Source organism: Kitasatospora sp. NPDC059795 (assembly GCF_042732175.1).
Classification (GTDB): Bacteria; Actinomycetota; Actinomycetes; order Streptomycetales; family Streptomycetaceae; genus Kitasatospora.
The window spans coordinates 17,303-42,863 of the sequence record NZ_JBHWID010000014.1; the positions used below are offsets into that span (position 1 = coordinate 17,303).

19 protein-coding genes, 1 tRNA gene and 2 pseudogenes are annotated in these 25,561 nt (G+C 72.6%); 13 read left to right on the forward strand and 9 right to left on the reverse strand.

The window, feature by feature from the left end; all coding sequences use genetic code 11:
* Positions 1-96: 96 nt before the first annotated feature.
* The 3 genes and pseudogenes from ACFV4P_RS25910 to ACFV4P_RS25920 all read right to left on the reverse strand — a co-directional run.
* A complete protein-coding gene (locus ACFV4P_RS25910) occupies positions 97-897 on the reverse strand; it encodes a hypothetical protein (protein ID WP_380474979.1) in 801 nt (266 codons plus the stop codon).
* A 208-nt stretch (positions 898-1,105) separates the two neighbouring features.
* Complete coding sequence (locus ACFV4P_RS25915; protein WP_380474981.1) at positions 1,106-2,716, reverse strand: hypothetical protein; 1,611 nt, start codon at positions 2,714-2,716, stop codon at positions 1,106-1,108.
* A gap of 426 nt (positions 2,717-3,142) precedes the next feature.
* Positions 3,143-3,580: pseudogene (locus tag ACFV4P_RS25920) on the reverse strand (universal stress protein); the annotation flags it as partial.
* 1,028 nt (positions 3,581-4,608) lie between these two features.
* Between ACFV4P_RS25920 and ACFV4P_RS25925 the strand changes: the two are divergent.
* From ACFV4P_RS25925 to ACFV4P_RS25945, 5 genes and pseudogenes are all read left to right on the forward strand, one after another.
* Positions 4,609-5,556 (forward strand): HAD family hydrolase, encoded by a 948-nt coding sequence (locus ACFV4P_RS25925; protein ID WP_380474983.1) that lies wholly within the window; start codon positions 4,609-4,611, stop codon positions 5,554-5,556.
* 1,094 nt (positions 5,557-6,650) lie between these two features.
* Positions 6,651-7,895 (forward strand): annotated as a pseudogene (locus ACFV4P_RS25930) (helix-turn-helix domain-containing protein); the annotation flags it as partial.
* A 608-nt stretch (positions 7,896-8,503) separates the two neighbouring features.
* Complete coding sequence (orn, locus tag ACFV4P_RS25935; protein WP_380474984.1) at positions 8,504-9,106, forward strand: oligoribonuclease; 603 nt, start codon at positions 8,504-8,506, stop codon at positions 9,104-9,106.
* A gap of 114 nt (positions 9,107-9,220) precedes the next feature.
* A tRNA-His gene (locus ACFV4P_RS25940) sits at positions 9,221-9,296 on the forward strand.
* Positions 9,297-9,545: 249 nt separating this feature from the next.
* On the forward strand, positions 9,546-9,992 hold the full coding sequence (locus ACFV4P_RS25945; protein WP_380474986.1) for a DUF4442 domain-containing protein: 447 nt from the start codon (positions 9,546-9,548) through the stop codon (positions 9,990-9,992).
* 218 nt (positions 9,993-10,210) lie between these two features.
* On the opposite strand, the gene ACFV4P_RS25950 is transcribed toward ACFV4P_RS25945, so the two are convergent.
* Positions 10,211-11,275 carry a LacI family DNA-binding transcriptional regulator gene (locus tag ACFV4P_RS25950; RefSeq protein ID WP_380474988.1) on the reverse strand — a complete coding sequence of 355 codons (1,065 nt, stop codon included), beginning with the start codon at positions 11,273-11,275 and terminating at the stop codon, positions 10,211-10,213.
* Between the two features lie 435 nt (positions 11,276-11,710).
* Here ACFV4P_RS25950 and ACFV4P_RS25955 point away from each other — a divergent pair, with 435 nt between their 5' ends.
* The 5 genes from ACFV4P_RS25955 (at position 11,711) to ACFV4P_RS25975 (ending at position 17,279) form a co-directional block, all read left to right on the forward strand.
* Positions 11,711-13,033 (forward strand): ABC transporter substrate-binding protein, encoded by a 1,323-nt coding sequence (locus ACFV4P_RS25955; protein ID WP_380474990.1) that lies wholly within the window; start codon positions 11,711-11,713, stop codon positions 13,031-13,033.
* 108 nt (positions 13,034-13,141) lie between these two features.
* Complete coding sequence (locus ACFV4P_RS25960; RefSeq protein WP_380474992.1) at positions 13,142-14,101, forward strand: carbohydrate ABC transporter permease; 960 nt, start codon at positions 13,142-13,144, stop codon at positions 14,099-14,101.
* A 1-nt stretch (position 14,102) separates the two neighbouring features.
* Positions 14,103-15,017, forward strand: a complete 915-nt coding sequence (locus ACFV4P_RS25965) for a carbohydrate ABC transporter permease (RefSeq protein ID WP_380474994.1) — start codon at positions 14,103-14,105, stop codon at positions 15,015-15,017.
* A 62-nt stretch (positions 15,018-15,079) separates the two neighbouring features.
* The gene (locus tag ACFV4P_RS25970) at positions 15,080-16,525 is read left to right on the forward strand and encodes a glycoside hydrolase family 1 protein (protein ID WP_380474996.1); all 1,446 of its coding nucleotides are present in this window, start codon (positions 15,080-15,082) and stop codon (positions 16,523-16,525) included.
* A 76-nt stretch (positions 16,526-16,601) separates the two neighbouring features.
* The gene (locus tag ACFV4P_RS25975; RefSeq protein WP_380474998.1) at positions 16,602-17,279 is read left to right on the forward strand and encodes a hypothetical protein; all 678 of its coding nucleotides are present in this window, start codon (positions 16,602-16,604) and stop codon (positions 17,277-17,279) included.
* A 113-nt stretch (positions 17,280-17,392) separates the two neighbouring features.
* On the opposite strand, the gene ACFV4P_RS25980 is transcribed toward ACFV4P_RS25975, so the two are convergent.
* The 4 genes from ACFV4P_RS25980 to ACFV4P_RS25995 form a co-directional block, all read right to left on the reverse strand.
* Entirely contained in the window at positions 17,393-18,277 is an 885-nt protein-coding gene (locus tag ACFV4P_RS25980; protein ID WP_380475000.1) for a spermidine synthase, read from the reverse strand.
* 115 nt (positions 18,278-18,392) lie between these two features.
* On the reverse strand, positions 18,393-18,752 hold the full coding sequence (locus ACFV4P_RS25985) for a hypothetical protein (protein WP_380475002.1): 360 nt from the start codon (positions 18,750-18,752) through the stop codon (positions 18,393-18,395).
* Positions 18,749-19,318, reverse strand: a complete 570-nt coding sequence (locus tag ACFV4P_RS25990; RefSeq protein WP_380475004.1) for a DUF6232 family protein — start codon at positions 19,316-19,318, stop codon at positions 18,749-18,751. The genes ACFV4P_RS25985 and ACFV4P_RS25990 overlap by 4 nt, the downstream gene beginning before the upstream one ends.
* A gap of 157 nt (positions 19,319-19,475) precedes the next feature.
* Positions 19,476-20,006, reverse strand: coding sequence for a hypothetical protein (locus ACFV4P_RS25995; RefSeq protein WP_380475006.1), 531 nt, complete (start codon positions 20,004-20,006; stop codon positions 19,476-19,478).
* 335 nt (positions 20,007-20,341) lie between these two features.
* Between ACFV4P_RS25995 and ACFV4P_RS26000 the strand changes: the two genes are divergently transcribed.
* Entirely contained in the window at positions 20,342-21,883 is a 1,542-nt protein-coding gene (locus ACFV4P_RS26000; protein WP_380475008.1) for a tetratricopeptide repeat protein, read from the forward strand.
* Between the two features lie 23 nt (positions 21,884-21,906).
* On the opposite strand, the gene ACFV4P_RS26005 is transcribed toward ACFV4P_RS26000, so the two are convergent.
* The gene (locus ACFV4P_RS26005; RefSeq protein ID WP_073815198.1) at positions 21,907-22,551 is read right to left on the reverse strand and encodes a histidine phosphatase family protein; all 645 of its coding nucleotides are present in this window, start codon (positions 22,549-22,551) and stop codon (positions 21,907-21,909) included.
* 192 nt (positions 22,552-22,743) lie between these two features.
* On the opposite strand from ACFV4P_RS26005, the gene ACFV4P_RS26010 reads away from it, so the two are divergent.
* Entirely contained in the window at positions 22,744-23,961 is a 1,218-nt protein-coding gene (locus ACFV4P_RS26010; protein ID WP_380475010.1) for a hypothetical protein, read from the forward strand.
* The gene (locus ACFV4P_RS26015) at positions 23,958-25,556 is read left to right on the forward strand and encodes a hypothetical protein (protein WP_380475012.1); all 1,599 of its coding nucleotides are present in this window, start codon (positions 23,958-23,960) and stop codon (positions 25,554-25,556) included. The genes ACFV4P_RS26010 and ACFV4P_RS26015 overlap by 4 nt, the downstream gene beginning before the upstream one ends.
* The last annotated feature ends 5 nt before the right edge of the window (positions 25,557-25,561 follow it).

Here is a 25,561-nt window from a genome sequence, read left to right on the forward strand (position 1 = left end):
ACTCCACCCGCTGACCGGTCCTCCTGACGGCCCGGCACCTGCAGGCCGGCCCGGACCGCCGCGTCCGGGATCCACCCCGCAGGCCGGTTCGCCGGGTCAGGGCTGGAACAGCAACGGCGGCAGAGCCGACGTCCTGGCGTCGGTGTCGATCTGGTCGAAGCGCTCCAACGCCAGTTGGAACGCGGTCGGCTGGATCCGCACCGCGCCGGAGAACGGCCCGCTCATCACCGCCACCATGCTCACCCCGAACGCCACGGAGGCACCCACGAAGCACATCAGCATCAGATTCCGCGTGGTCGCCATCAGCCCGATCACCGACGGTGTGGCCAGGACGAACACTGCGCCCACCAGCAGCCCACCGATCGCCACCACCGGCACGGAGGCACGAATATCGCCGAGCCGTGCGTTCCGCATGGAGTTGACGTCGGACAGACTGTGCAACACGTCGGTCCGCGCGGTCGTCTCCGCAGCGGTCTGCACCGCGGCGTGATCGACTGCGGCATGCACCTGGTCGACCGCCTGCCAGGCGACCTGACTGCCGGTGTTGTGCTGCATTGCCGCCCACTCGTCGCCGATCACCACCCTGGTGTAGCTCCGCAGCAGGTCCCGCACCTGCGCCCGGTCGGCGGCCGGGAGACCGCCGGCGTTCCAGTACGCCTCCGCGAGAGCCCGTGACTCCTCATAGGTGTGCTGGCGGGCCGAGTTCAGCTGCTGCCAGGTGCCGGCGATGCTGAAACCCAGGAAAAGCGCGAAGAAGCCGAGGATCGCCGCCCCGGCGAAGGACAGCGCCTGCGGTGTCGTGGACCCCTCCCGCGCCCGCTGGGTCCGCCCCAACAGCAGGCCGATCACCAGCGCGAGCACCGCACCCGACACGGCGGCAATGGCAACGATCAGCATCGCCGCCACCGGTCCCCGCTGCCCGGAACACCCGACGCGGCATCGGGCCTGCCGTGGGTCGTCACGGCCGCCGGTCGAACAGCGAACGCGCCCTGGCGTTCTTCCTCGCTCCTTGACTCGACAACAGTTGCGCCATCGACAGCCCAGAGCACGGCCGGATGGACAGTGGGCCCGCCTCGGACCAGTCGGATCACCTCACCGCGCGCGCTCACCGTCGCCACCGGCCCCGAACCGAGAACGCCGCTGCCAGCACACACAACACAGGAAGGAGGATCACCAGCAGCAGCACCATCACCCCGGTGATGTCCCAGGGGTTTTCCTCGCCCTCCTGCGGCGCCCAGTCCTCGTCCCCGTTCGCAAGCGCTTGCCCGCCGGGTGACTGCCCGCCGGCGGACGCGCCCGCTCCAGGGCTCGCCACTGTATTCGTCCCCTCGCTCCGCCCGGAAGTCGCGCCCGGAATCGGACCGGACACCGCTCCGCCTCCCGGCTGTCCCCCGCCCGGGTTCACCGGCCCGACCCCAACGAGGGTGCCGCCGAGCCCAGTTGAGGACCCAAGGGTTCCCGGTGCGGCAAAGGGCGAGGCCGGCAACGCGAACGCCGCGCCACCGGGGATCAGCGCCGGTGCCGCCCCTGGCAGGAACGGCGTCAGCACCTGGGCTGCGGGGGCCACTGCTGCGGGCTGCCCGGGTGCGGCGGCAGCAGCCCCGCCAACCGGGATGGGTACGGGAAGCAGTCCGGCCGGTGCCGCCGCTCCGGCCACTGCGACGGCACCTCCTGCCCCCGGGACGACAGCAGCAGGGGCCCCGACGGCACCCGCACCCGCACCCGCCGCACCAGCGCCCGTGCCGGTGACAGTGCCGGTGCCAGTGCCGCCAACAGCCCCTGGAGCCGCGCCTGCGCCCGCGGCCGCACCGGTGCCCGCACCCGCACCCGCACCCGCACCCGTGCCTGCGCCTGCGCCTGCGCCTGCGCCTGCGCCTGGGACGGTTCCTCCGCCGGGCGCGGTGGGTGCTCCTGTGGGTGCCGTGGCGGGAGGCGCGGGACTGAGCCCGTCATAGGATCCGGGGGCATCGGCGGAGACCCGGCGAGGCCCCTGGAGGGCGCCGTCCGGTCCGACGGTCGCGTCGTCCGCCAGGCCGTCGGCGTGCGCTGTGCCGGTCTGGTGGCCTGGATCGGCGGTACCGCCGGCTTGGCACTCGACGCCCTGTCCGGGGGTGAGGGTGTGGCCGCCGTCGGGGCCCGCGCAGCTCACGGCTCCGACGCCGGGCAGCCCCTCGACCACAGAGACGTCGGTGATCGGGACATCACCGAACGCCTCCAGGAGGTAGCGGAGTTCAACGGTTCCCCCGACCTCGGTCAGTGCTCTCGGCGCGGCACGACGGGTGCCGGCGGCCTGCTCCGGTACCGCCTCCGGCACGGACCTGAGGCTGCGGGCCAGACCTGTGCCAGTCGGCGCTCCCAGTCGGATGAGGCTGAGGCCCGCAGTGATGCCCAGGTAGCCGGCGGGTGCGTCGGCGTGGGCCTGGGGCAACTGATTGGGGGCCTCGGCGGTGGCAGTGACCGGAGCGGCCTGGGCGCCGCCGACGACGGTGAAGGAGGCGGTGCAGTCGAGGCTGCCGCCCGGCGGGATGCTTCGACCGGATTCGCAGGGGGCTTGTCCGCCCGGCAGTTGAGGGTCGTTCAGCACGATGCCGGTCAGCTGGTACTCGGCGTGGTTGGTGAGGTGGTAGGTCCGACTGGCCACCTCGTCGGCGCGGAGCCGCACGTTGAGGTCGGTACTGGTGTTGGTGCTGACGCTGAGGGTCAGGGCGTCGTGCACCTCCCCGCCTCGGGTGGCGCCAGGTTCCGATGTCCAAGCACCGAGGGCGGCCGGCACCAAGAGGGCTGCTCCGAGTAAGGGCGACATGGGACAGCGGGCAGCGCTCGCTGCCGCACGCCATCTGGCGGCCCGTAGACCGATATGACGATGGGTCACCTGCGAATGGTTCACCACGCGCCGGTTCGGCAGCTGATATGACGCACACCGTAGCGCCGGAACGACTCGTTCGGCCGTATCCGAGCGCTGACCGAGCCGATGCTGCGGGCCGCAACGCACGGTGGGTGGCCGGTTCCCTCTACCCGCATCCGGCCATGACCCGACGACTCCGCACGGCATGTATGGGGCCAAAGGGGTCGCGGCCAAAGGGGTCGCAGCCAAAGGGGTCGCAGCCCAAGGGGTCGCAGCCCAAGGGGTCGGCCGGCGCGGTCAGGGAATGACGATGACCGGGCGGTTCGCACGGCGGGCGAGGCGGCCGGAGACCGAGCCGAAGAGCTTCCCGAGCAGACCGTGGGTGCTGCCGACCACGATGGCGTCCGCGGCGTACTCGCGGCCGACCTCTTCGATCTCGTGGCAGATGTCCCCGCCCCGTTCGACCAGGATCCAGGGGACCCCGGAGAGGAAGTCGGCGCAGGCGAGTTCGAGACCGAGGATCTCGGTGCGCTGGTCGGGAAGGTCCACGAACACGGGCGGCTCGCAGCCGGCCCAGACCGTGGCGGGGAGGCGGTTGGCGACGTGGACGATCACCAGTCCGCACTGCGAGCGGCGGGCCATGCCGACGGCGTAGGCGAGGGCGCGCTCGCTGGAGAGCGAGCCGTCGAAGCCGACCACCACCCCGTGCTGGAACTGCGGGTCACAGGCGCGTGAGCCATGTTCCTGGATTTGCGGTTCGCCTTCGCCGCCACGACGCCCGACGGCCGGACGGGAACTGTCGGTCATCGCGTCCTCCGCGGTACCGGGGTGTGCGGCGACGGCAGGATCGGCCGCCGCGCCGGGAGTGACAGGAGTGAAGTGCCCGGGGTTGTCGGACCCTGATCGGTCCGGACGCCGGCGGCGGGCGGGACGTCCGAACACGCCCGCATGCCCGATCCGAGCCGCCCAACTCGCCCAGCCGGAACGGTCGGAGCGGTCGGGCCGGCCGGGCGCGCCCTCGGTGCCACCGCGTCCGCCCGCGCCGTCACTGCCGCCGTCAATGCCGCTGGCTTCGCGAACGGCTTCGACGGGGTCTCCGCCCCCTGGAACATCGGCACCAGGGACAGCGGCGCCGGGGCGGTGTGCCGGGTCAGTCCCGGGCGGGGTGCCGAGACGCTCGGCAGTGGACCTGTCGTCCCTCGAACTGCCGTGGGCAGAACCGGAAAGCTCTCGACCAGCCATGGCTCAAAACTCTTCAACCGGGATGGGCCTGCACAAGGGGACACGATGGCGGACCGCCATGGTCCGGGGGGAGGCACGACCGAGGCGGCGGACCGTTCGGAAACGACTACCACCGTTGGCGACCTGTGCCTTTCAGAGTACGGCGCGGAATGGGCCGCACCGAGCGGCGAAGCCCTCAGTACGACCAGGTTCCCGCTTGTGGGGGAATCACACGCCGGCGCGTGCGCCCCTCCTGCGGCGGGTTCCATGGGAGCTTGACCGACGACCCGCGGTACGCGCAACAGGGCAGGCACACAACGTGATCCGACTGTCATCGCCTGAGATCGTCCCTGCCCGTGGACGGTGCCGGTAAACGATCGTCCGGGCCGCAAAGGGCAGTTGGTGGGGCGCGAAAATGGCATTCGGCCGATCATGGTGCGAGTTGGGTGCGTACCAGCCGGATTCGGCCAATTCAGGGGAATTCGATTCGCCTTTGGCAATTGCCACGTGCATACGAGGCGCCCGCTGGCAGCATGCTCGACATGCCGCTGCTCCTGCTCGACCTCGACAACACCTTGCTGCCCAGGGATGCCGCATTCCGGGCCTGGGCGGAGGACTTCCTCGCCGAGAACGGTCTGCCCGCCGCCGACCTCGACTGGTTGGTCATGCTCGACGGCAGTGGTTACGTGCCGCGAAGCACCGTACTGGGCGCGACAAAGCGTCGCTACGGCATCGATCACTCGGTCGAGTCGATGCTCGGGCACTACCGTCACAGCATCAACTCCCACATTGCCTGCCCGGATTCGCATGCGAGCGCGTTACGCGCGGCCCGGGAGGCGGGCTGGACGCTGGGGATCGTCAGCAACGGAGGAACGCTGCCCCAACTGGAGAAGATCCGGCTCACCGGGCTCGCCGCCATGGTGGACGGCTGGGTCATCTCGGAGGAGGCCCGGTGCGTGAAGCCGGACCCGTTGATCTTCGAAATTGCGGCCCGCCGCTGCGGGTTCCGGCCGACGGGCGACTGGACCGCACGGACCTGGATGGTCGGCGATTACGGCCCGTCCGACATCGCGGGGGCGGAGGCCACCGGGCTCCGCAGTGTCTGGCTGCACCACGGTCGCCCCTGGGCCGAACGCGGTTACCGTCCGACGGTCAGCGCACCGGACCTTCCGGAGGCGGTGCGCCTGGTCCTCGGCGCGGCCGAACAACCCACCGGTGCCCGCACCTTCGCCGCCGGGGTGCCCGGACGCAAGCGCCCGCCCCGCACTCGCATCGCCGTCCCGGCGTCCAGGTTGGCTCCTTCCTCCAACCCGAGCAGGCCGAAGGCGCCCTTCGTTCAGCCTGCACCGTTCACCCGGGCAGTGCCGCTGACGCCCCTCAAACCGGTCGCCAAGCCGGTCGCTTCCCCCACCGCGCCGCCGGTCCGGCCGTCCGTCCTGCCACCGGTCGCCCACGTTCGCTGCAGCGACACCTCGGCAGCCGCCGGCTGATCCCGTCCGGCGCGCGAACTCATGGCAGCCCAGGCCGAGTTGCCCCTCCCGGCTCGACCATGTCCGTGAAGGGCACCTCGCCCGATCCGGCCGCGCCTCCGCTCGCCCGCGCGCCCGCATGCTCGCGCAAACGCTCAACATGCCGACCGGTCAGTGAAGTTGGGCGCGCCGCCCTCTCTCGCCCCCGACCGCCCGGGCGGCGCGACCCCGCGGTCGGGACGCCGAGGGTACGTGAAGCTCCCGTTGCGGGGGGTTGGATTCGGACGAATGTTCAGCCGAAGGCTCGGTGTCGCACGGCCCTCGTGGGGGCTGTTGGTCGATGGGGCCGGTGGGGCAGGTGGGGTTACAGGGGCTGGTGGGGCGGAAGGGAAATGGAGGGTACGAAGTGACGGAGTGTGAGGTGGGAGGCGGTCGGAGGTGGCCAGTTCGGGTTGGGCCAGGGGGCTGACGGGGCGCGGGGATCTTGGCTCAGGTGTGCGCTGCGGCGCTAAGGACGTAGGCTCACGCCCCCGATTTGAACCGTATATTTTCGGCCAACTTACGGTCCCGGGCCGCCGTTCCGGCAAAGCCGCAGCACACAGCGGCCGGCGGGTGCGCCGCTGGTGCGTGAATCACGAACGGGTCGTGCGACAACCAGCCACGGTTGTCCGCGCCCCCTTCACAGCGGGGTCGACGGGTGCCACGCTTCGTGATCGAATGCTTCACGCCAAATTGCCATGTCGACATAGCGTCGGATGGTGAACTTGTCACAACAGCAACGGTCCACCAAGTAGATTCGATCTTGGCTCGCAGAGCGGCAGCCGAGACCACCACACCACCGAGGGGGCTGGAGCGCCTTGAGCAGGGTGAGCAGGAGCGACGCGGGTCCTGAAGGCGGCCGCCAGCCGTCGGGCCTTCCTGGTGGCGGAGCGAGACTCGGCAAGTTCGGTGGTGCGTCGGCCGGTTCGCTCGGCGTCGGACCGAGCACCCATCAACCCTTCGGCGGCAGCGGTGGATTGACTGTCAGTCAGCACACCCAGGCCACAGCCCACCAGGGCTCCTCCACGCTCGCCGGGCACGGCGGTCTCGCCACCGGTCCGGCCAACCCCTCCGCCATGAACGCGGGCCCCGGTTCCGAGGGGCTCGCCGCCACCGGCCCGGGGGTGCTGGGCGCGCCGCGCAAGTTGGCGGGGCGGCGGCGGCGCGAGACGGTCGCGGTGCTGCTGTTCAGTGGGGCGCCGATCTTCGAGAGTTCGATCCCGCTGTCGGTGTTCGGGGTGGACCGCCAGGACGCCGGAGTCCCCCGCTACCGCCTGCTGGTGTGCGCCGGCGAGGAGGGACCGCTGACCACCACCGGCGGACTGACCCTCACCGCGCCGTACGGGCTGGAAGCGTTGTCGCGGGCCGGCACCATCGTGGTGCCCGCCTGGCGTTCGATCTCGCAGCCGCCGCCCGTCGAGGCCATCGCCGCCCTGCGCAAGGCGCACCACGAGGGGGCCCGGATCATCGGCCTCTGCACCGGCGCCTTCGTCCTGGCCGCGGCCGGGCTGCTCGACGGGCGTCCGGCGACCACCCACTGGATGTACGCGCCGACGCTGGCCAAGCGCTACCCGCGGGTCCACGTCGATCCGCGCGAGCTGTTCGTGGACGACGGCGACGTACTGACCTCGGCCGGTACCGCGGCCGGCATCGACCTCTGCCTGCACGTGGTCCGCAGCGACCACGGTACGGAGGCCGCCAACGCGCTCGCCCGCAGGCTGGTGGTGCCCAACCGGCGCGGTGGCGGAGGTCAGGCCCAGTACATCGATCAGTCTTTACCTGAAGAGATCGGCAACGACCCGCTGGCCGAGGTGGTCACCTGGGCGTTGGAGAACCTCAACCAGCAGTTCGACGTCGAGGTCCTGGCCGCCCGCGCCTACATGTCGCGGCGCACCTTCGACCGCCGGTTCCGGACGCTCACCGGCAGCGCCCCGCTGCAGTGGCTGATCACCCAGCGGGTGCTGCAGGCGCAGCGGTTGTTGGAGACCTCGGACCTGTCGGTGGACGATGTCGCGCGCCGCTGCGGCTTCCGTTCTCCGGTGGCGCTGCGTGGTCACTTCCGCCGTCAGCTCGGTGTCTCGCCGGCCGCGTACCGGACCACCTTCCGGGCCCGCCGTCCGGCGGCGGGCAACTCGGCGATGCCCGCTCCGGGTGTCCCGGGCGAGCGGATGGTCGGTGCGTCGGGTGTTCCGGGGATGGGCCAGGGCGGGCACGGTCAGCCGGGTCAGGGTCTGTCGGGGAACGTCGGAATGACGCTCGGTCAGGCGGTCGGCGCGCCGAACGGTTCGGGCCTGGGCGGGCCGGGGCTGGGCGGGCCGGGTGTGGGTGGTCCTGCCGGTGCGGCGGGGCGGCATCGGCAGCGTCCGATGGTGCCGCCGCAGTCGGGTCCGCCGGCGGGGGTGTTCGGTCCGCGGACGTCGGAGCGTCCGGGCGACCCGCGGTACGCGGGCCGTCCGACCGTCGGCGGCGGTGCGGGCGCAGCGCAGTCCGGCCACCCGGGCAGCGGTCCGAACGCGCAGCCCGGCGGTCCGTACCCGAGTGGCCACCAGGGTCCGCCGCCCGCGCATGCGCACGCGCAGCCGTCGGCCGGCCAGCCGGTGCGGCCGAGTGCGGCGTACCCGGGCGGCCACGGTGCGGCTCCGGTCGACCGGACCGACCGTTCCGACCGGAGCGGCGTTCCGAACCGCACGGACCGGACGGACCGCGGCGACCGCGGCGACCGGCCGGACCGGGCGGACCGGGCGGACCGGCCGGTGGAGCATGCGATCGCGGAGGAGCCGGACGGTCAGCAGCCGAGCGCTCGGGGCCAGCGGGTGGCGCACCGCCCGGAGGCCGAGCCGGAGCGCGGGGCGCGCGGGACGGCGGACTTCGGTCCGGACGGGGCGCGTGCAGTGTCGGGGGCGCGCGACCGCGCCGTAGGGTGAGGGGCGTGAATGACCGTTTGGTATGGATCGACTGTGAGATGACCGGCCTCGACCTCGATCGGGACGCCCTGATCGAGGTTGCCGCCCTGGTGACCGACTCCGAGCTGAATGTGCTCGGCGAGGGTGTGGATGTGATCATCCGCCCGCCCGCCGAGGCGCTGGAGACCATGCCCGAGGTGGTGCGCGAGATGCACACCGCCTCGGGTCTGCTCGACGAGCTCGCGGACGGCCTCACCATGGCCGAGGCGCAGGAGCAGGTGCTGGCGTACATCCGCCGGCACGTGCCCGAGGCCGGCAAGACGCCGCTGTGCGGCAACTCGGTGGCCACCGACCGCGGCTTCCTGTCCCGGGACATGCCGGAGCTGGAAGGCCACCTGCACTACCGGATAGTGGACGTCTCCTCGATCAAGGAGCTGGCCCGCCGCTGGTACCCCCGCGCCTACTACAACAGCCCGCAGAAGGGCGGCAGCCACCGCGCGCTGGCCGACATCCGGGAGTCGATCGCCGAGCTCCGGTACTACCGCGAGGCGGTGTTCGTCCCGCAGCCCGGCCCGGACAGCGACGTCGCTCGGGAGATCGCTGCCCGCCACCAGGTGCCGACCGCCTGACCAGGGCTCGGGTCCGAGCGGTCCGGAAAACCCTGGCGCAAGCACCCCTCGGCATCCTGTAGAGTTCTTCCTGTCGGAGCGGGAACGCGAAAGCGGGAAAGCACCGGACAGATGGTGGGCGTAGCTCAGTTGGTAGAGCACCTGGTTGTGGTCCAGGTGGCCGCGGGTTCGAGTCCCGTCGCTCACCCCATCGAAGAAGGGCCCTGGCCAAGGGAATTGGCCAGGGCCCTTCTTGCGTTCCCGATGTTCTCGATGTCGCTCAGCACCCATCAACGCCGATCCACACCGGCCAAGGCCGCTCAACACCGGTCGGCGGCCGCCGGATCCGACACCTCGTCGCCTGATGCGCAGTGGGCCCGCCCGGGCGACAGCCCCAACCCGCGGACCCGCACCGGAGAGACCGTGGACGGAGAAGCTACCTGTCAGTAACATCGGCGGCATGACCACTACTGCGATCGGCCAGCTGCTCACCGACACCGTCCCGATGGTGAAGACCCTGCAGCTGGAGTACCTGGAGACCACCCCGGAGCGGGCCGTGCTGCGGCTGCCCGACCTGCCGGAGTACCGCAACCACGTCGGCGGGCCGCACGCGGGCGCGATGTTCACGCTGGCCGAGTCGGCGAGCGGCGCGATCGTGCTGGCCGCGTTCGGCGACCAGCTGGGGCGTGCGGTGCCGCTGCCCACGGTCGGCGAGATCTCGTTCAAGAAGCTCGCCCGCGGTGTGGTGACGGCCACGGCCACGCTGGGCCGCCCGGTCGCCGACGTGCTCGCCGAGCTGGACGAGGGCAAGCGCCCCGAGTTCCCGATCACCGTGGAGATCACCCGCGAGGACGGCGACGTCACCGGCGTGCTGGAGATCGTCTGGACGCTGCGCCCCAACTCCTGACCCACACCGGGGCCACGGGCCCGCGCCGGGGCCCGAACCGGGCCACGAGCCGCGGGCCCGACCACCCACCTCGGCCACCCACCCCGACCAACAACCCCGGCCGCGCACCCACCCCGCACCCAAGCCCCGAAGCCACCCCGTGCCCTGGCCCGCGCCCTGGCCCGCGCCCAGGCCCGAAGCCACCCCCCGCCCCGGCCCCCCGCCCCGGCCCGCCGCCGTCAGGCCGAGTCGCGGATGATCAGCTCGGTCGCCAGCACCACCTGCCGCCGGGCCCGGGGGCGTTCGGCGATCTCGTCGAGCAGCAGCCGGGCCATCGTGCGCCCCATCTCCTCGATCGGCTGGCGCACGCTGGTCATCGGCGGGTCGGTGTGCCGGGCGATGATCGAGTCGTCGAAGCCGATCACCGCGACGTCGTCAGGGATCCGTCGCCCGGCGGCCCGCAGCACCTGCATCGCGCCGGCCGCCATCACGTCGGAGGCGCAGAACACGCCGTCCAGTTCGGGCCGCCGCTCCAGGAGTTCGCGCATCGCGACCCGGCCGCCCTCCTCGGTGAAGTCGGCGAGGCCGACCAGTTCCTCGTCGTAGCTGCGCCCGGCCTCCTCCAGGGCCCGGCGGTAGCCGTCGAGGCGGGCCTGGGCGACCTCCATGTCCAGCGGGCCGGTGAGGGTGGCGACCTGGCGGCAGCCGCGGCGCAGCAGGTGCCGGACGGCCATCCTGGCGCCGCCGGCGTTGTCGGCGTGGACGTAGCTGAGCGGTTCGAGGTCGCCGCGTCGGCCGGCCAGTACGGAGGGGATCTCCAGGCGCTCCAGCAGGGCCGGCAGCGGGTCGTCGCGGTGCACCGCCACGACCAGCGCGCCGTCGACGCGTTGGGCGCTCAGGTAGGCCGAGAGGCGTTCGCGTTCGCGCTGGTTGCGGACCAGGATCAGCAGCAACTGCATGTCGGTCTCGGCGAGTTCGGCGGAGACGCCGCTGATGATGTCGGAGAAGTACGGCTCGGAGAACAGCCGGGTCTCGGCCTCGGGGACGACCAGCGCGATGGAGTCGGTGCGTGAGGTGACCAGGGTGCGTGCTGCCCGGTTGGGGACGTAGCCGAGCTCGGCGATGGCGTTCTGGACGGCCTCGCGGGCCTTGGCGCTGACCCGGGGCGAGCCGTTGACGACCCGGGAGACGGTGCCGCGGCCGACGCCGGCCAGCGCGGCCACCTCCTCCAGGGTGGGTCGCGCGCCGGCTCTGCCGTCGGCGCCCGGGCGGGGTGCTTCGGGGCGCTGTGCGGTCGGGCTCATCGCGGCACCTCTTGGTCTCGATGGATGGAACGGCTGGAACGGCTGGAGCGGGCGGCACCGGGGCCGGCCCACCCCGCGCGGCCGCACCGGAGTACGGACGCGCGGACTGCTCATTGTGGCCGGTCCGGTGCGGTGGACGACCGTCCGGGCGGCCCCCGTTCCACCCCGGGGCGGCCCGAAGCCCGGCGGTGGCCCCGGAAACACTCCGGCAACGTTTGTGGCTCCATGTCTTGACACTCACCCCCGCGACCGAGCAACCTTCCGGCATGCCAAGTGTGGGAGCGCTCCCACACTGTAGCCGGAAATCGGCGCACAGAGAACATCCCGAAACCTCTCCGAACCACCCACGGATCCCCTCCGATCCACCCCGGAAGACCCGGATCCCGCCCCCGGGCAGAGCGCCCGGACAAGCACCCGGACAAAGGAGTTCACCCCATGCGCACCACCTCCCGCCCGCACAGAGCCGCTGTCCTCGCCACCGTGGCCGTGGCCACCTCCGCCCTGCTGCTCTCGGCCTGCTCGTCCGGCTCGGACAGCGCCGGCAGCGGTTCGGGCGACGCCAACGCGAAGGTCACCCTGACCGTCGGCGACTTCGGCACCTTCGGCTACAAGGAGGCCGGCCTGTACGACGAGTACATGGCCGCGCACCCGAACATCACCATCAAGTACCAGACCACCCAGGACGGCCAGAAGTACTGGGACGCGCTGACCACCCACCTGGGCTCGGGCAGCGGCCTGTCCGACATCCAGGCGGTCGAGGTCGGCTACATCGCGCAGGCCACCAACACCCTGGGCGACAAGTTCGTCGACCTCGGCAAGGCCGAGGGCGTCAACGCCTCCAACTGGCTGCCCTGGAAGTCGCAGCAGGCCACCACCCCGTCCGGGGCGCTGATCGGCCTGGGCACCGACATCGGCCCGATGGCGATCTGCTACCGCACCGACCTGTTCCAGCAGGCCGGCCTGCCGACCGACCGCGAGCAGGTCGGCAAGCTGTGGGCGGGCGACTGGTCGAAGTTCGTCTCGGCCGGCCAGCAGTACCAGCAGAACGCCCCGGCCGGCACCTTCTTCACCGACTCGGCCTCCGGCCTGTTCAACGCCGTGCTGTCGGCCCAGCCGGAGCAGTACTCGGACTCCTCCGGCAAGCTCGTCTACAAGACCAGCGCCGGTGTGAAGACCGCCTGGGACCTCGCGATCTCCGCCTCGAAGGCGAAGATCAGCGCCGGCCTGCGCCAGTTCCAGGACCCGTGGAACGCGGCCGTCGCGAACGCCAAGTTCGCCGCCGTGGTCTGCCCGTCCTGGATGACCTCCTCCCTCAGCAAGTACGGCGGCGAGGCCGGCAAGGGCAAGTGGGACGTCGCCGCCGCGCCGGTCGCCTCCAACTGGGGTGGCGCCTTCCTGACCGTCCCGAAGGCCGGCAAGCACATCAAGGAGGCCACCGAGCTGGCCGCCTGGCTGACCGCGCCGGAGCAGCAGGCCAAGGTCTTCACCAAGGTCGGCAACCTGCCCTCCACCGTGGGCGGCCTGCAGCAGCCCGCCGTCCAGGGCGCCAAGCTGGAGTACTTCAGCAACGCCCCGACCGGCCAGATCTTCGCCGCGTCCGCCACCTCCATCAAGCCGGCTCCGATCGGTGAGCAGGACGGCAACGTGAAGACGATCATCACCGACAACGGCATCCTCGACATCGAGGAGCACGGCACCGACCCGGTCAAGGCCTGGGAGAACGTGACCAAGCTGATCGCCGACAAGACCGGCCACTGATCCGGGCCGGCACGCGCCGGTAGCCGATCCCTACTGCCCGGCCGGGTCCGCCCACCCGGCCGGGCGCCGTTCCGCCGCCCCTCGCCACCTCCGGGAAGGAAACCCCAAGTGGCCACCCACGTCCGCGCCGAGGCACCGCCCGCCGCGCGATCCTCCTGGCGCTCCCGCCTGTACCGGTTCGACCTGAAGGCCTCCCCGTACGCCTTCATCGCGCCGTTCTTCCTCTGCTTCGCCGCCTTCGGCCTCTTCCCGCTGGTCTGGACGGGCTGGCTGTCGCTGCACTACGTCGACCTGCTCAAGCCGGACGTGATGGAGTGGAAGGGCTTCGGCAACTACACCCGTCTGTGGTCCAACGACCAGTTCTGGACCGCGCTGCGCAACACCTTCACCATCGGGGTGATCTCGACCGTCCCACAGCTGCTGATGGCACTGGGGCTGGCGCACCTGCTGAACTACCGGATGCGCGCCCGCGGTTTCCTCCGGGTCGCGATCCTCGCCCCGTACGCCACCTCGATCGCCGCGGCGACCCTGGTGTTCGTCCAGCTGTTCAACCCGGACTACGGGTTCATCAACTGGATGCTGGACCTGGTCGGGTTCCACCCGAACTGGTACTCCGACACCTGGCCCTCGCAGATCGCCATCTCCACCATCGTGACCTGGCGCTGGACCGGCTACAACGCGCTGATCTACCTGGCCGCGATGCAGGCGGTGCCGAAGGACCTGTACGAGGCGGCCGGCCTGGACGGGGCCAACCGGTGGCAGCAGTTCACCCGGATCACCATCCCGTCGATCCGGCCGACCATCATGTTCACCATCATCGTCTCCACCATCGGCGCCACCCAGCTGTTCGGTGAGCCGATGCTGTTCGGAGGCGGCGTCGGCGTGTCCGGCGGCTCGGCCCACCAGTTCCAGACGCTCAGCCTCTACATGTACGAACTGGGCTGGCCGTCACGCCAGTTGGGCCGCGCCTCGGCGGTGGCCTGGACGATGCTGCTGATCCTGCTGCTGATCGGCCTGGTGCAGTTCCTGATCACCCGTTACCGCAAGCGCAACGAGTTGGGAGGCTGACATGGCCGCCACCCTGTCCACGCCCTCCCCCCGCGAGGCGGAGCAGGCCGAACCGGCCCGCCCGCGCGGCCTGTTCCGGCGCAAGGCGGGCGAGCACGACAAGGCCGGCCCGGTCACCTACGTGCTGCTCGGCGTCGCCGCGCTGGTCTCGCTGTTCCCGCTGTACTGGACCTTCGTCGCGGCCTCCAACACCGGTGAGCGGGTGGCCCTGTCGCCGCCGCCGATGGTGCCCGGCGGCGAGCTGTGGAACAACATCTCCACCGCCTGGGACCAGGCCGACATGGGCACCGCGCTGCTGAACTCCACCATCGTGGCGGGCTGCGTGTCGCTGTCCACAGTGCTGTTCTCCACGCTGGCCGGCTTCGCCTTCGCCAAGCTGCGCTTCCGCGGCCGCAACGCGCTGCTGACCCTGGTGGTCGCCACCATGACCATCCCGCCGCAGCTCAGCGTGATCCCGCTGTACCGGATCGTCACCGGCCTGGAGTGGAGCGGTCACCTTCAGTCGGTGATCCTGCCCTCGCTGGTGGCGGCGTTCGGCGTGTTCTTCATGCGCCAGTTCCTGTCCGAGGCGCTGCCGTTCGAGCTGATCGAGGCGGCCCGGGTGGACGGCGCGCACAGCCTGCGGATCATCTGGCACGTGGTGTTCCCGATCGCCCGGCCCGCCATGGCGGTGCTCGGCATGCTGGTGTTCGTCCAGTCCTGGAACGACTTCTTCTGGCCCTTCGTGGTCCTCACCCAGCAGAACCCGACCGTGCAGGTCGCCCTCTCGGCGATCGGCGGCGGTTCCGGCCACGACATCAACCAGGCCGTGATCATGACCGGCGCACTGGTCGGCACCCTGCCGTTGCTGTTGATCTTCGCCGTTCTGGGGAAGCACATTGTCGGCGGGATCACCTCCGGCGCCGTCAAGAGCTGACCGTCCGGAACACCCTGGCACGCCCGCCCTGTCCAACCCCTCAGCCATGGGAGCGCTCCCGTATGACCACGACCGATCCGACCATCGTCTCCCACTCCTCGGCCCCCCGGGTCGCCTTCCCGCCCGCGTTCCACTGGGGGACGGCCACCGCGGCCTACCAGATCGAGGGCGCCGCCGACGACGGCCGCACCCCCTCCATCTGGGACGTCTTCAGCCACACTCCCGGCAAGGTGGTGAACGGCGACACCGGCGACATCGCGGTGGACCACTACCACCGCTTCCGCGAGGACGTCCGGATGATGGCCGACCTCGGCCTCACCTCGTACCGGTTCTCGCTCTCCTGGTCGCGGATCCAGCCGACCGGCCGCGGACCCGCCGTCGAACGCGGGCTCGACTTCTACCGGGCTCTGGTCGACGCCCTGCTGGAGCACGGCATCTCCCCCGTCGCCACCCTCTACCACTGGGACCTCCCGCAGGAGTTGGAGCAGGCCGGCGGCTGGCCGGTCCGCGAGACCGCCTACCGCTTCGCCGAGTACGCGGCGCACGCCGCCCGCGCGCTCGGCGACCGGGTGCCGGTCTGGACCACCCTCAACGAGCCCTGGTGCAGCGCCTTCCTGGGCTACGGCTCCGGCGTCCACGCCCCCGGCCGCACCGACCCGGCCGACGCGCTCAAGGCCGCCCACCACCTCAACCTCGGCCACGGCCTGGCCGTCGGCGCGCTGCGCGAGATCCTGCCCGCGTCCGCGCAGCTCGCCGTCTCGCTCAACCTGCACATGGTCCGCCCGCTCACCGACAGCGCCGAGGACCTGGAGGCGGCCCGCCGGATCGAGGCGGTCGGCAACCGGATCTGGACCGGCCCGATGTTCAACGGCGGCTACCCGGCGGACCTGAAGGCCGACACCGCCTCGTTCGTCGACTGGGACGAGCTGGTCCGCCCCGGCGACGAGGCCGAGATCGGCCGGCCGATCGACCTGCTCGGCCTCAACTACTACAACCCGACGATCGTTTCGGCCCCGCAGAAGGACTCCGAGGCCCCCGAGCCCGCCCGCAACGACGGCCACGGCAACAGCCCGTACAGCCCCTGGCCCGGCTCCGAGGACGTGGTGTTCCACCTCGCCAACGAGGACGTCACCGCGATGAACTGGTCGATCGACGCCAGCGGCCTCTCCGACTCGCTGATCGGCATGCACCACGACTTCGGCCTGCCGCTGATGGTCACCGAGAACGGCGCCGCGTTCGAGGACGTGGTCGGCCCGGACGGCACGGTCGACGACCCCGAGCGGATCCGCTACGTCCGCCTGCACCTGGCCGCGGTGGCCGACGCGATCGCCGCCGGGGCGGACGTCCGCGGCTACTACCTCTGGTCGCTGATGGACAACTTCGAGTGGGCGTACGGCTACAGCAAGCGCTTCGGCATCGTCCACGTCGACTTCGAGACCCAGCGCCGCACCCCCAAGTCCAGCGCCCACTGGTACACGGAGGTGATCCGGCGCGGGGGGCTCGACTGACACCCCGCGCCCCACGATGTGACGGAGTGTGAGTGACGGGCGTGACCGCCGGGGGTCCCGCTCGTTCTCCCCGGGTGTGCGAACCAACCACGCGAAGCGGCCGCGACGTTCGGACACCCCCCGGCACCGGTGGGGCCGGCCCCGGGCGCTGGCGGCGAGCGGGATGCTCGCCGTCCAGCTGCTGGGCCTGGCCATAGGCACCGCCGACGCCCACGCGACCGGCCTCGGCCCCACCACCCGCGCCCTCGTCGCCCCCGTGGACGGGAACGACCTGCTGGACGGCGCGGTCGGCGAACTCGGCACCGTCCTTCAGCAGCACCTCGGCAGCGGCGAACTCCCGCTCCCCGGCCAGCACTCCGGCGGCCCCGACGCCTTCGCCATCGCCGCCCGCCTGCTCTCCACCGTCCCCGGGCAGGACCGCCCCGACGACGCCGGCCGCGCCTCCCGCTCCAACCCCGCCGAGGGCCGCCCCGGCGACCGGGTGGCCCCGATCCCCGCACCCGACGAGCCGGCACCCGATCCGGCCACCCCGCTCCCATCCCGCCGGCACGTCGACAACCTCACCACCACCCCCGAACGGCCCGCCCCACCGCCCGCCGCCCCCGACCACGGCGCGCCCCTCGCCCTCACCGCCGCCGCCCCCGCCACCCCCGACGACGACTCCACCGCCGCCGTCCTCCTCCCCATCGCCGCCGGCCTCCTCCTCACCGCCGCCGCCGCCTACAAACACCGCGGCCTCCCGGGCGGCCACTGACCATGGACAGTCGGGGCCCTCGACTCTCCGAATCGAACCGGTCTGCGGATCACCGTTGTTGAACCCGTACTGCTGCGCTGAGCGGTGGGCCGGTGGGCCGGTGGGCCGGTGGGTCAGGCGAAGGCCTTCGGGGGTGGGGGTGGGGACTGGACGGCCTGGGTGTCGGGGACGGGGGTGGCGCCGGCGAGGAAGTCGGTGAGGTCGCGGGCGTGCAGGAGGCGGGCCTGGGCGGGGTCGGCGGCGAGGCGGCGGGTGAGGTCGGTGAGCGGGAGGGGGGTGTGGGCGGCGGCCAGGACGAGGTTGCCGAAGCGCTTGCCGCGCAGCACCGCGGGGTCGGCGATCAGGCAGACCTCGGGGAAGACGGCCAGCAGGGTCGCGGCCTGGGCGCGGGCGAAGGCGAGTTGGCCGCCGTCGGTGATGTTGGCGACGTAGCGGCCGGTGCCGGTGAGGGCCCGCGCGGCGAGCCGGGCGAATTCGACCGTGGCGCAGTGGGCGGGGACCCGGGCGCCGGCGAAGACGTCGGCGATCACCAGGTCGGTGGAGTCCTCCGGGGTGCGTTCCAGGACGGCACGGGCGTCGCCGCCGCGGACCCGGATCTGCCAGCCTCGGTCGAGCGGCAGTTCGGTGCGGACGAGTTCGGTGAGCGCGGTGTCGATCTCGGCGACCTGCTGCCGGGAGCGCGGCCGGGTGACGGCCGTGTAGCGGGCCAGGGTGAGGGCGCCGCCGCCGAGGTGGAGCACCGAGACGGGCTGCCGGGCGGGGGCGGCGAGGTCGATCAGGTGGCCGATCCGCCGCTGGTACTCGAAGCCGAGGTGGGTCGGGTCGGCGAGGTCGACGAGTGACTGCGGGGCGCCGTCGAGGACGAGCTGCCAGGCGTGCGGCCGGTCGCGGTCGGGGCGCAGTTCGGCGGTGCCGGAGGCGACCTTCGCGGTCAGCGGGCCGTCGATGTGCGCGCGGCCGGGGACGGCGGGGGCGGGGGTGGTACGTGAGCGGCCCATGCGCCCATTATCCGATGATCGCCCGAACCCTCCAGCGCACCGGACTCCCCCGGCCCGCCACCCCCGACTCCCCGGCCCTCAGGCCCCCGACTACCCGGCCCCGACTCCCCGGCCCTCAGGCCCCCGACGCCATCCCGATGATCCGATTGGCCAGCTCGACCACCCCGGGCCCCAGGCTCCGCGCCGTCTCGGCCACCCGCCGCGCCGTCTCCAGCGCCCGGTTCAGCCGCGCCCCGCGCTGGTCCGCGGTCTCCCCGGCCGGCGCGTTCGCCGGGTCGAGGTCGGTGAGCGTATCGTCCAGCCGCTGCGCCTCCGGCTCCGGAACGTGCCGGCGCAGGTCGGCGACCAGCGCCCGGAGCAGGGCGAGCTGCTCGGGGCCGGGCTGCGCGGAGCCGCCGAAGTTGACCGAGCCGATGTTCCCGCTGCCGCTGACGTTGGTGACGTTGCCGAGGTAGAAGTGCTGCTCGCCGCTCACAGGGTGATCCTTCCGACGTTGCCGGTGCCGTGGACGTTGACGGTGTCGCCGAAGTAGTAGTGCGCCGGGTTGATCGACAGGGTGTCCACGTGGACGGTGAGGCCGGCCGCCGGGTCGTCGATGGCGGCGGCGATGTGCTGGGTCAGGGCCAGTCGGCGCTGCGCGTCGGGCGCGGTGATCAGGGCGACCGAGGTGCCGTTGGTCTCGATGGCGACCGCGTGCTGGGGCTTCTGCAGCACCACCTGGAGCAGGTTGACGACGTGGATGACCAGGGCGATCACTCCGAACGTCACCACCGTCCGGGTGAACGAGGACGCGTTGTCCGACCGCGCCGACGACCGCTGCGTCATCTCGATCGAGAGGTTCCCGATCGCGGCCACCACGAACGCCACCGACACCGTGATCGCGAGCCGCCGGCCGAAGCGTTCGAAGGCCTCCGCGTACCGCGGGGTGAGGACCACCGGAAACACCCGGGCGATGTTGTGCAGCGGATAGGCGGCCTGGCCGATCCACAGCGTCCGCCGGTCGATCCGGAGTTCGATCTGCCCCGGGCGGAAGGGCGGCATCGGCGGTGGTGCGGGCGGCAACCGCGGTGGCACCGGCGGTGTCGGCGGCACCTGGCCAGGAACGTTCTGTGACACTCGAACCCTCCCCCAATTCTGGTGTGGCGGACACTATATGAGTGCATGTCAGCCACGGCCAGGCATTTCGCGCCGGGACGGCTCAGAGCGGGCCCAGGCCGCCCGCGGTGAGGGTGGTGGCGGCTTCACAGAGGGCCGAACGGAGCACCCAGGCGTCGGTGGGGCGGGCGCAGGGCTGGGCGCCGGCGGGCGGGATGATCCAACGCGGGTCGGTGGGCGGGAGCAGATCGGCCCCCGGGGTACAGGACGAACCGGGCAGGTGCCAGCGCAACGCGGTGCCGGCCGGGACGAGGAAGGCGATCGCGGATCCGCCGGTGGTCTGCTGAACGGCCCCGCAGGCGCGCCGCAGCCGCAGGATGTCGACCGCCTCCAGCCCGTGCCGGACCTGCACCGTCACCGTGTCGTACTGGGCGACCCGCCCGGCGACCCCGCTGCCACCACCGCCCGGACCGCCGCCGCCGGGGCCGCCGCCCGCACCACTGCCGCCCGCACCACTACCGCCCGGACCGCTGCCCGGGCAGGCGGAGAAGGCCGACGGGACGGGCAGCACGGCGGAGGCGGGCAGCGCGGCCGGGGCGGTCGGGCGGCGGTACTGGGGAACTCCGGTGGCCATGGGGGACCTCCTGTCGCCTGGGGTCGCGCGGACACCGGATGACGCCCCGTCGCCCGGCGGGGCGTCGGGGCTCCGGCGCGGGAGGGGGCCCGCACCGCCGACGTCCATGTATCAGGACAACGCGCGACCACCCGTCCAGGCCACGGCCTCCGACACGGCAAGCCATGGCATTTCATGGCGGAACGCGGCAACTGCGTCCGTATTGTCCAGAATTGACCCACCCTCGCCCGACAACTCGCCGTGTACGCCGAGTAACTGCGGGTACTGTCGTGGCGACGCGGCGGCCCTCCCCCCGAGGCCGTCGCGACCGCGCCGGTACGACCTCGGAGTTCAGCATGGCAGCCACGCGGATCGGCGAGCCCCGTCCGGCGTACGTCCCCAACCAGGCGATGCGGGAACTGCGCGGCGACCTCTCACCGAGGGAGTTCGCCACGCTGGTCCGCCGCGCCGCCCGGGAGATCGGCGAGCACGTGTCGTGCGACGCGCGCTACATCGGCCGGGTGGAGTCCGGCGAGATCCGCTGCCCCAACTACGCCTACCAGCGGGTGTTCCGGCACATGTGGCCGACCAAGTCGATGACGGACCTCGGGTTCGCCCGCCGCAAGGCGGTCCCCCGCGCGCCGAAGGCCGCGCCGAACACCGCCCCGACCGCACCGACGCACGCAGAACCGGCAAGGGCAGAGACCGCAGAAACGGCCGTCGAGCAGTCGGCCGCCCGCCCCACCACGAGCACATCCACGCACCAACCCATCCATCCGGCCGCCCGGCCCGCCACCCCGGCGGGCCCGCCGGACCGGTCGCATCGGTCTGACGAGGAGAGCGACGTGCTTCGCCGTACGTTCCTGAACGGTGCCCCCGCCGCGGTGGCGGCCGCGCTCGGCGTGGATCGCCTGCCCGCCGCTGCACCCCCGTCCGCGGCCCCGCCACTGCCCGCCGACCCACTGCCCGCCGACCCGCTGGTCCCGGAGCGCCACCGGGTCGGCACCGCCGAGGTGCGCGGCGTCGAGGAGGCGGTCCGGAACATCCGGCTGCTGGACGACGTGCACGGCGCGGACAACCTGTTCGAGCTGGCCGGCCAGTCGCTGCGCAGCGCCTACGTGCTGCTCAACGACGGCCAGTACAACGCCGCCACCGAGCGCCGCCTGCAGTGCGGCGCGGGCGAACTCGCCATCTCGGTCGGCTGGTTGGCGCACGACTCGAACCGGATGCTGGACGCCAGGTCGTTCTACTCGGAGGCGCTGGCGACGGCCCGGATGGCGCAGGACGCGGGCCTGGAGGCGCACGTGTTCAGCAACAGCTCCTTCCTGGCGCGGGAGGCCGGCCACCCCCGGGAGGCGCTGCGGGCCGCCCAGGCCGGGCAGGCCGCCGCGGTGGGGCTGGGCTCGGACCGGCTGAAGTCGCTGCTGGCGCTGCGCGAGGCCAACGGCTGGGCCCTGCTCGGCGACCGGGGGGCCTGCCGGCAGGCGTTGAAGCGGGCGTACACGCTGTTCGACCGGGGGCCGGGGGACGCCGATCCGGAGTGGATGTCCTTCTTCGGGGAGGCGGAGCTGGCCGGTCAGGAGGCGCAGTGCTGGTCGGCGCTCGGCGACTGGAAGCTGGCGAGCACCCGGGCCGAGCAGGCGGTGGAGCTCCAGCTGCCGCACTTCGTCCGCAACCGGGCGCTGTACCTTGCCGAGTTGGCGCACGACCGGCTGGGCCGGGGCGATCTGGCGGGCGCGGCACTGCAGGGCTCGGAGGCGGTGGCGATGTTCGGCCAGGTCCGTTCGGCGCGGATCCGCGGCATGCTGGCGCACACCGCGGACCGTCTGCGCGGGCACTCCTCCGTGGCGGAGGTGCGGGAGTTCCTGGAGGGCTACGACGGCACGGTCGCAGCCTGACCCTCCGCCACCACGGGCAGGGCCTACGCCTGTTCGAGGTGGCTGTGGTCGTTCCAGATCTCGACAGCGGGCAGTCCGTACTCCCAGGACAGCACGGAGAGCGCGGCGGTGCCGAGCTTGAAGCGCTGCGCGTACTCGGGGGCGAGGCCCAGCCAGCGGGCGGTGAGGATGCGCAGCAGGTGGCCGTGGGCGAACAGCACGATGTCGCAGTCGGCGCAGTGCATGGTGGTGGTGTCGGCGTCGGGGACGCCGTGCCGTTCGTTGAGTTCGGCGAGGAAGGCGTCGACCCGGGCGGCCACCTCGGAGAGCTTCTCGCCGCCGGGCACGCCGTCGCGCCAGATCAGCCAGCCGGGCCGGTCGGTGGCGCGGATGTCGGCGCCGGTGCGGCCTTCGTACTGGCCGTAGTCCCACTCCAGCAGTTCGGGGCGCTCGACGGCGCGGTCGCCGAAGCCGGCGAGTTCGGCGGTCTCGCGGGCGCGGGAGAGCGGGCTGGTGTAGACGGTCGCGTCGGGCAGGCCGTTCCAGGGGGCGCGGCCGAGGCGTTCGCCGAGGGCGCGGGCCATGGCGCGGCCTTCGTCGGTGAGCGGGATGTCGGTGCGGCCGGTGTGCCGGCCGGTGGCCGACCAGTCGGTCTCGCCGTGGCGGACCAGCACGATACGGGCGGGCATGGGGGGCTACCTCGTTCGAAGGGTTTCGAAGGGGCTCGAAGGGTGTCCCGGAAGGTGTCCCGAGAGTCTTCGAGGACTGCGGTGCACGGGCCGCTCCGTCGCGGACCACCGGCCCATGATCCCCCACCGTGGTCGCCGGATCGAGCGGCGGGCTCCGCTTTGTCGGCGTCGGATGCGAGACTGGGCCGCACCATGAACGTCTCGCACTTGGGGCAGGCTTCCCCTTCGCTGCGGCGGCTCTCCGAGCTGCGCGGTGCCGCGCCGCAGCGCAGTCTCGACGCCCGGGCCCTTGCCGCTCTCGCCGCCAATCCCGGATGCCGCCGCCGCGCGCTGCTGGACGCCGCGGGGGTGGACAAGACCGCGTTGGCCGACCGTCTGGGCCGACCTGCGCCGTTCGGCCAGTCGCCGTTCGCGATCCGCCGCGGCCTGCAGTTCGAGTCCCGGTTGAAGCGGGACGGCTACGCGGTGCTGATGGAGCCGCTGCGCCGGCTGCTGGGGGTGCCGGAGGACGAGGTGGCCTCGTTGGCGGTGCCGGATCTGCTGCCGTCGCTGTCGCCGGCGATGCGCACGGAGCGGACGTCGGCGGCGCTGGCCGAGGCGGCCGCCGATCCGTCGGCGTGGACGCTGCTGGACCGTCCGATGCTGCGCCTGGAGGTGGCGGGCAGCCCGGCGTACCTGGAGCCGGACGCGCTGGTGGTGCACGGCGGCCGGTGCACCGTGGTGGAGATCAAGTCCTTTCCGGTGCTGGACGGTTCGGCCGATCCGGCGAAGGTCGGCGCGGCGGCCTGGCAGGCCGCGGTGTACGTGCTGGCGTTGCAGCAGGCGGCGGCCCGGGCGGCGGGGCGCGAGCCGTCCGCCGATCCGTACGCGGAGCAGGACCTGCCGGGCGCGCCGGAGTTGACGGTGCTGCTGGTCTGCCCGAAGGACTTCTCGAACCGCCCGGTCGCGATGCCGGTCGATGTGCGGCGCGAACTGTCCACCACTCGGCGGCAGTTGTCCCGGATGACCAAGGTGGAGCAGTTGCTCGCGGCGCTGCCGGAGGGCGTGACGTTCGACCTGGCGCGGGACGACTCGGGCGCGCCGACCCGTCCGGTCGAGGAGTTGACGCGGGCGGTGGAGGCGGTGCCGGCGGCGTACGGTCCGGAGTGCATCTCGACCTGCGAGCTGGGGTTCCACTGCCGGGCGCAGGCCCGGTGTGCGGGCGCGGTGGAGCAGTTGGGTCGCGGGGTGCGCGGGGAGCTGGGTTCGCTGCGCACGGTGGAGGCGGCGTTGGCGGCGGCCGGGCGCGGCGCCGAGCCGGGGGTGGAGCCGGCGCTGCTGGCGGAGTTGGGCCTGGACGAGGCGTCCGAGCGGTTGGCGTACGCGGCGCGGCTGCGGGCGGAGGCGTTGGCGGCCGGGGGCGTGCGGTGAGTCTGCTGTCCACGTTGGCGCGGCTGGAGGCGGTGCGCGGTCAGCGGGCGGAGCCGTTGGCGACGGTGCGGCACCGTCATCTGTCGGACCGCCCGATGGTGCTGGTGCCGTTGGCGGCGGCGGGTGAAGCAGGTGCGCCGCTGGCGGTGCTGCTGGGCACGGACCGGGACGCGCCGCGGCTGCATCTGGTGCCGCAGCCGCTGAACCGTACGCAGCGTTCGGAGTTCCTGGCGGCGATGGCGGCGGACGTGGTGCCGTACCTGGAGTCGTTCGGCGAGCAGGTGGAGCTGCTGGAGGGTTCGGAGAAGGACCCGGTGAGCGGCGAGAAGCTGCCGGTGGTGCGGGAGTTGTGCGCGGACGCGCCGCAGCTGGTGGTGCCGAACGCGGCGGGGGTGGCGCATCTGGCGCTGCTGGGCCGTTCCACCCGGTTCCGTCGTACGGCGGAGGATCCGGATCCGGGCGAGTACCCGGCGCCGACGCAGGTGCCGTTGCTGGGGCGGTGGTTGACGCATCTGACGGACCGGGCGCAGGTGCCGGGTTCGTCGATGCTGCTGTCGATGACGGGTCTGTTGGCGCGGCACTGGGCGACCGGGCAGTCGAACCTGGAGGACCAGCATCTGGCGGCCCGGCTGGCCTGGCACCTGTCGCCGTCGGGTCTGGAGCCGCCGGCGACGGGGGCGGTGGCGGCGGAGTGGGTGGAGTCGGCGCGCGACGCGGAGGGCCTGCTGGTGCATCCGCCGGCCGGTCCGTCGACGGATCCGAAGTTCGACGAGCGGGTGCTGGCGCCGGCGATCCTGCGGTACGACGCGGCGGTCGCGGTGCGGGTGCGGGCCGAGGGCTCGCGGGACACGGCGGAGGCGGAGCGGGCGGCGGGGCTGGTCGAGCGGGCGCGGGCGGAGTTGGCCCGGGTGCTGCTGGCGGCGGCGCTGCCGACCTGGCACGACGTGTGGCACGGCCTGGATCTGCTGCGCGAGCTGCCGCCGGCGGATCATCTGCCGGACCGCTGGGAGGGCGACCGCTGGTCGTTCACCATGCACCGGGACCGGGTGGCGGCGGGCGAGCCGCCGCAGCCGCGCCGGGACGACGCGGTGACGGCGGCCCGCAAGCTGGCGCAGCGCGAGCGGGAGCAGGCGAAGCTGGAGATCCAGGAGGCGCTGGACGACCCGTTGGCGATGGCGGAGCGCCGTCTGGCGGGCGAGGCGTTCGCCGGCGAGGTGGTGGACGTGGTGCCGGAGTGGTCGGCGGGCCGTTCGCCGAAGCCGCGTCCGCTGCTGGTGGTGCGGACGGGCGACCGTCCGCACGCGGATCCTGGCCGGGAGGTGTACCGGGCGCACGCGGAGCCGGCCCAGCGGGCGGAGATCGTGTCGGCGGAGTCGGGCGAGGTGGTGGTGCGGCTGCTGTCGGGGATGGGTCGGCGGAAGGATCCGGAGCCGGGCAGTGTGCCGGAGGTGGGCAGCCGGGTGGTGTTCACGCTGTTCGAGTTGGCGCCGCGCCAGTCGGCGCCGTTGCCGGAGCCGGCGGACACTCCGTGGACGCACGGCGGTCCGCCGGTGGTCGGCGAGGATTCACCGGCCGGTGCGGACGAGTGGGAATGACGTGC

Excerpts from the sequence above, each read along its gene's own strand:
- ACFV4P_RS25910 (WP_380474979.1), bottom strand. The coding sequence starts at position 897 with ATGCTGATCGTTGCCATTGCCGCCGTGTCGGGTGCGGTGCTCGCGCTG.
- ACFV4P_RS25925 (WP_380474983.1), top strand. The coding sequence starts at position 4,609 with ATGCCGCTGCTCCTGCTCGACCTCGACAACACCTTGCTGCCCAGGGAT.
- ACFV4P_RS25945 (WP_380474986.1), top strand. The coding sequence starts at position 9,546 with ATGACCACTACTGCGATCGGCCAGCTGCTCACCGACACCGTCCCGATG.
- ACFV4P_RS25950 (WP_380474988.1), bottom strand. The coding sequence starts at position 11,275 with ATGAGCCCGACCGCACAGCGCCCCGAAGCACCCCGCCCGGGCGCCGAC.
- ACFV4P_RS25955 (WP_380474990.1), top strand. The coding sequence starts at position 11,711 with ATGCGCACCACCTCCCGCCCGCACAGAGCCGCTGTCCTCGCCACCGTG.
- ACFV4P_RS25965 (WP_380474994.1), top strand. The coding sequence starts at position 14,103 with ATGGCCGCCACCCTGTCCACGCCCTCCCCCCGCGAGGCGGAGCAGGCC.
- ACFV4P_RS25970 (WP_380474996.1), top strand. The coding sequence starts at position 15,080 with ATGACCACGACCGATCCGACCATCGTCTCCCACTCCTCGGCCCCCCGG.
- ACFV4P_RS25980 (WP_380475000.1), bottom strand. The coding sequence starts at position 18,277 with ATGGGCCGCTCACGTACCACCCCCGCCCCCGCCGTCCCCGGCCGCGCG.
- ACFV4P_RS25990 (WP_380475004.1), bottom strand. The coding sequence starts at position 19,318 with ATGCCGCCCTTCCGCCCGGGGCAGATCGAACTCCGGATCGACCGGCGG.
- ACFV4P_RS25995 (WP_380475006.1), bottom strand. The coding sequence starts at position 20,006 with ATGGCCACCGGAGTTCCCCAGTACCGCCGCCCGACCGCCCCGGCCGCG.
- ACFV4P_RS26000 (WP_380475008.1), top strand. The coding sequence starts at position 20,342 with ATGGCAGCCACGCGGATCGGCGAGCCCCGTCCGGCGTACGTCCCCAAC.
- ACFV4P_RS26005 (WP_073815198.1), bottom strand. The coding sequence starts at position 22,551 with ATGCCCGCCCGTATCGTGCTGGTCCGCCACGGCGAGACCGACTGGTCG.
- ACFV4P_RS26010 (WP_380475010.1), top strand. The coding sequence starts at position 22,744 with ATGAACGTCTCGCACTTGGGGCAGGCTTCCCCTTCGCTGCGGCGGCTC.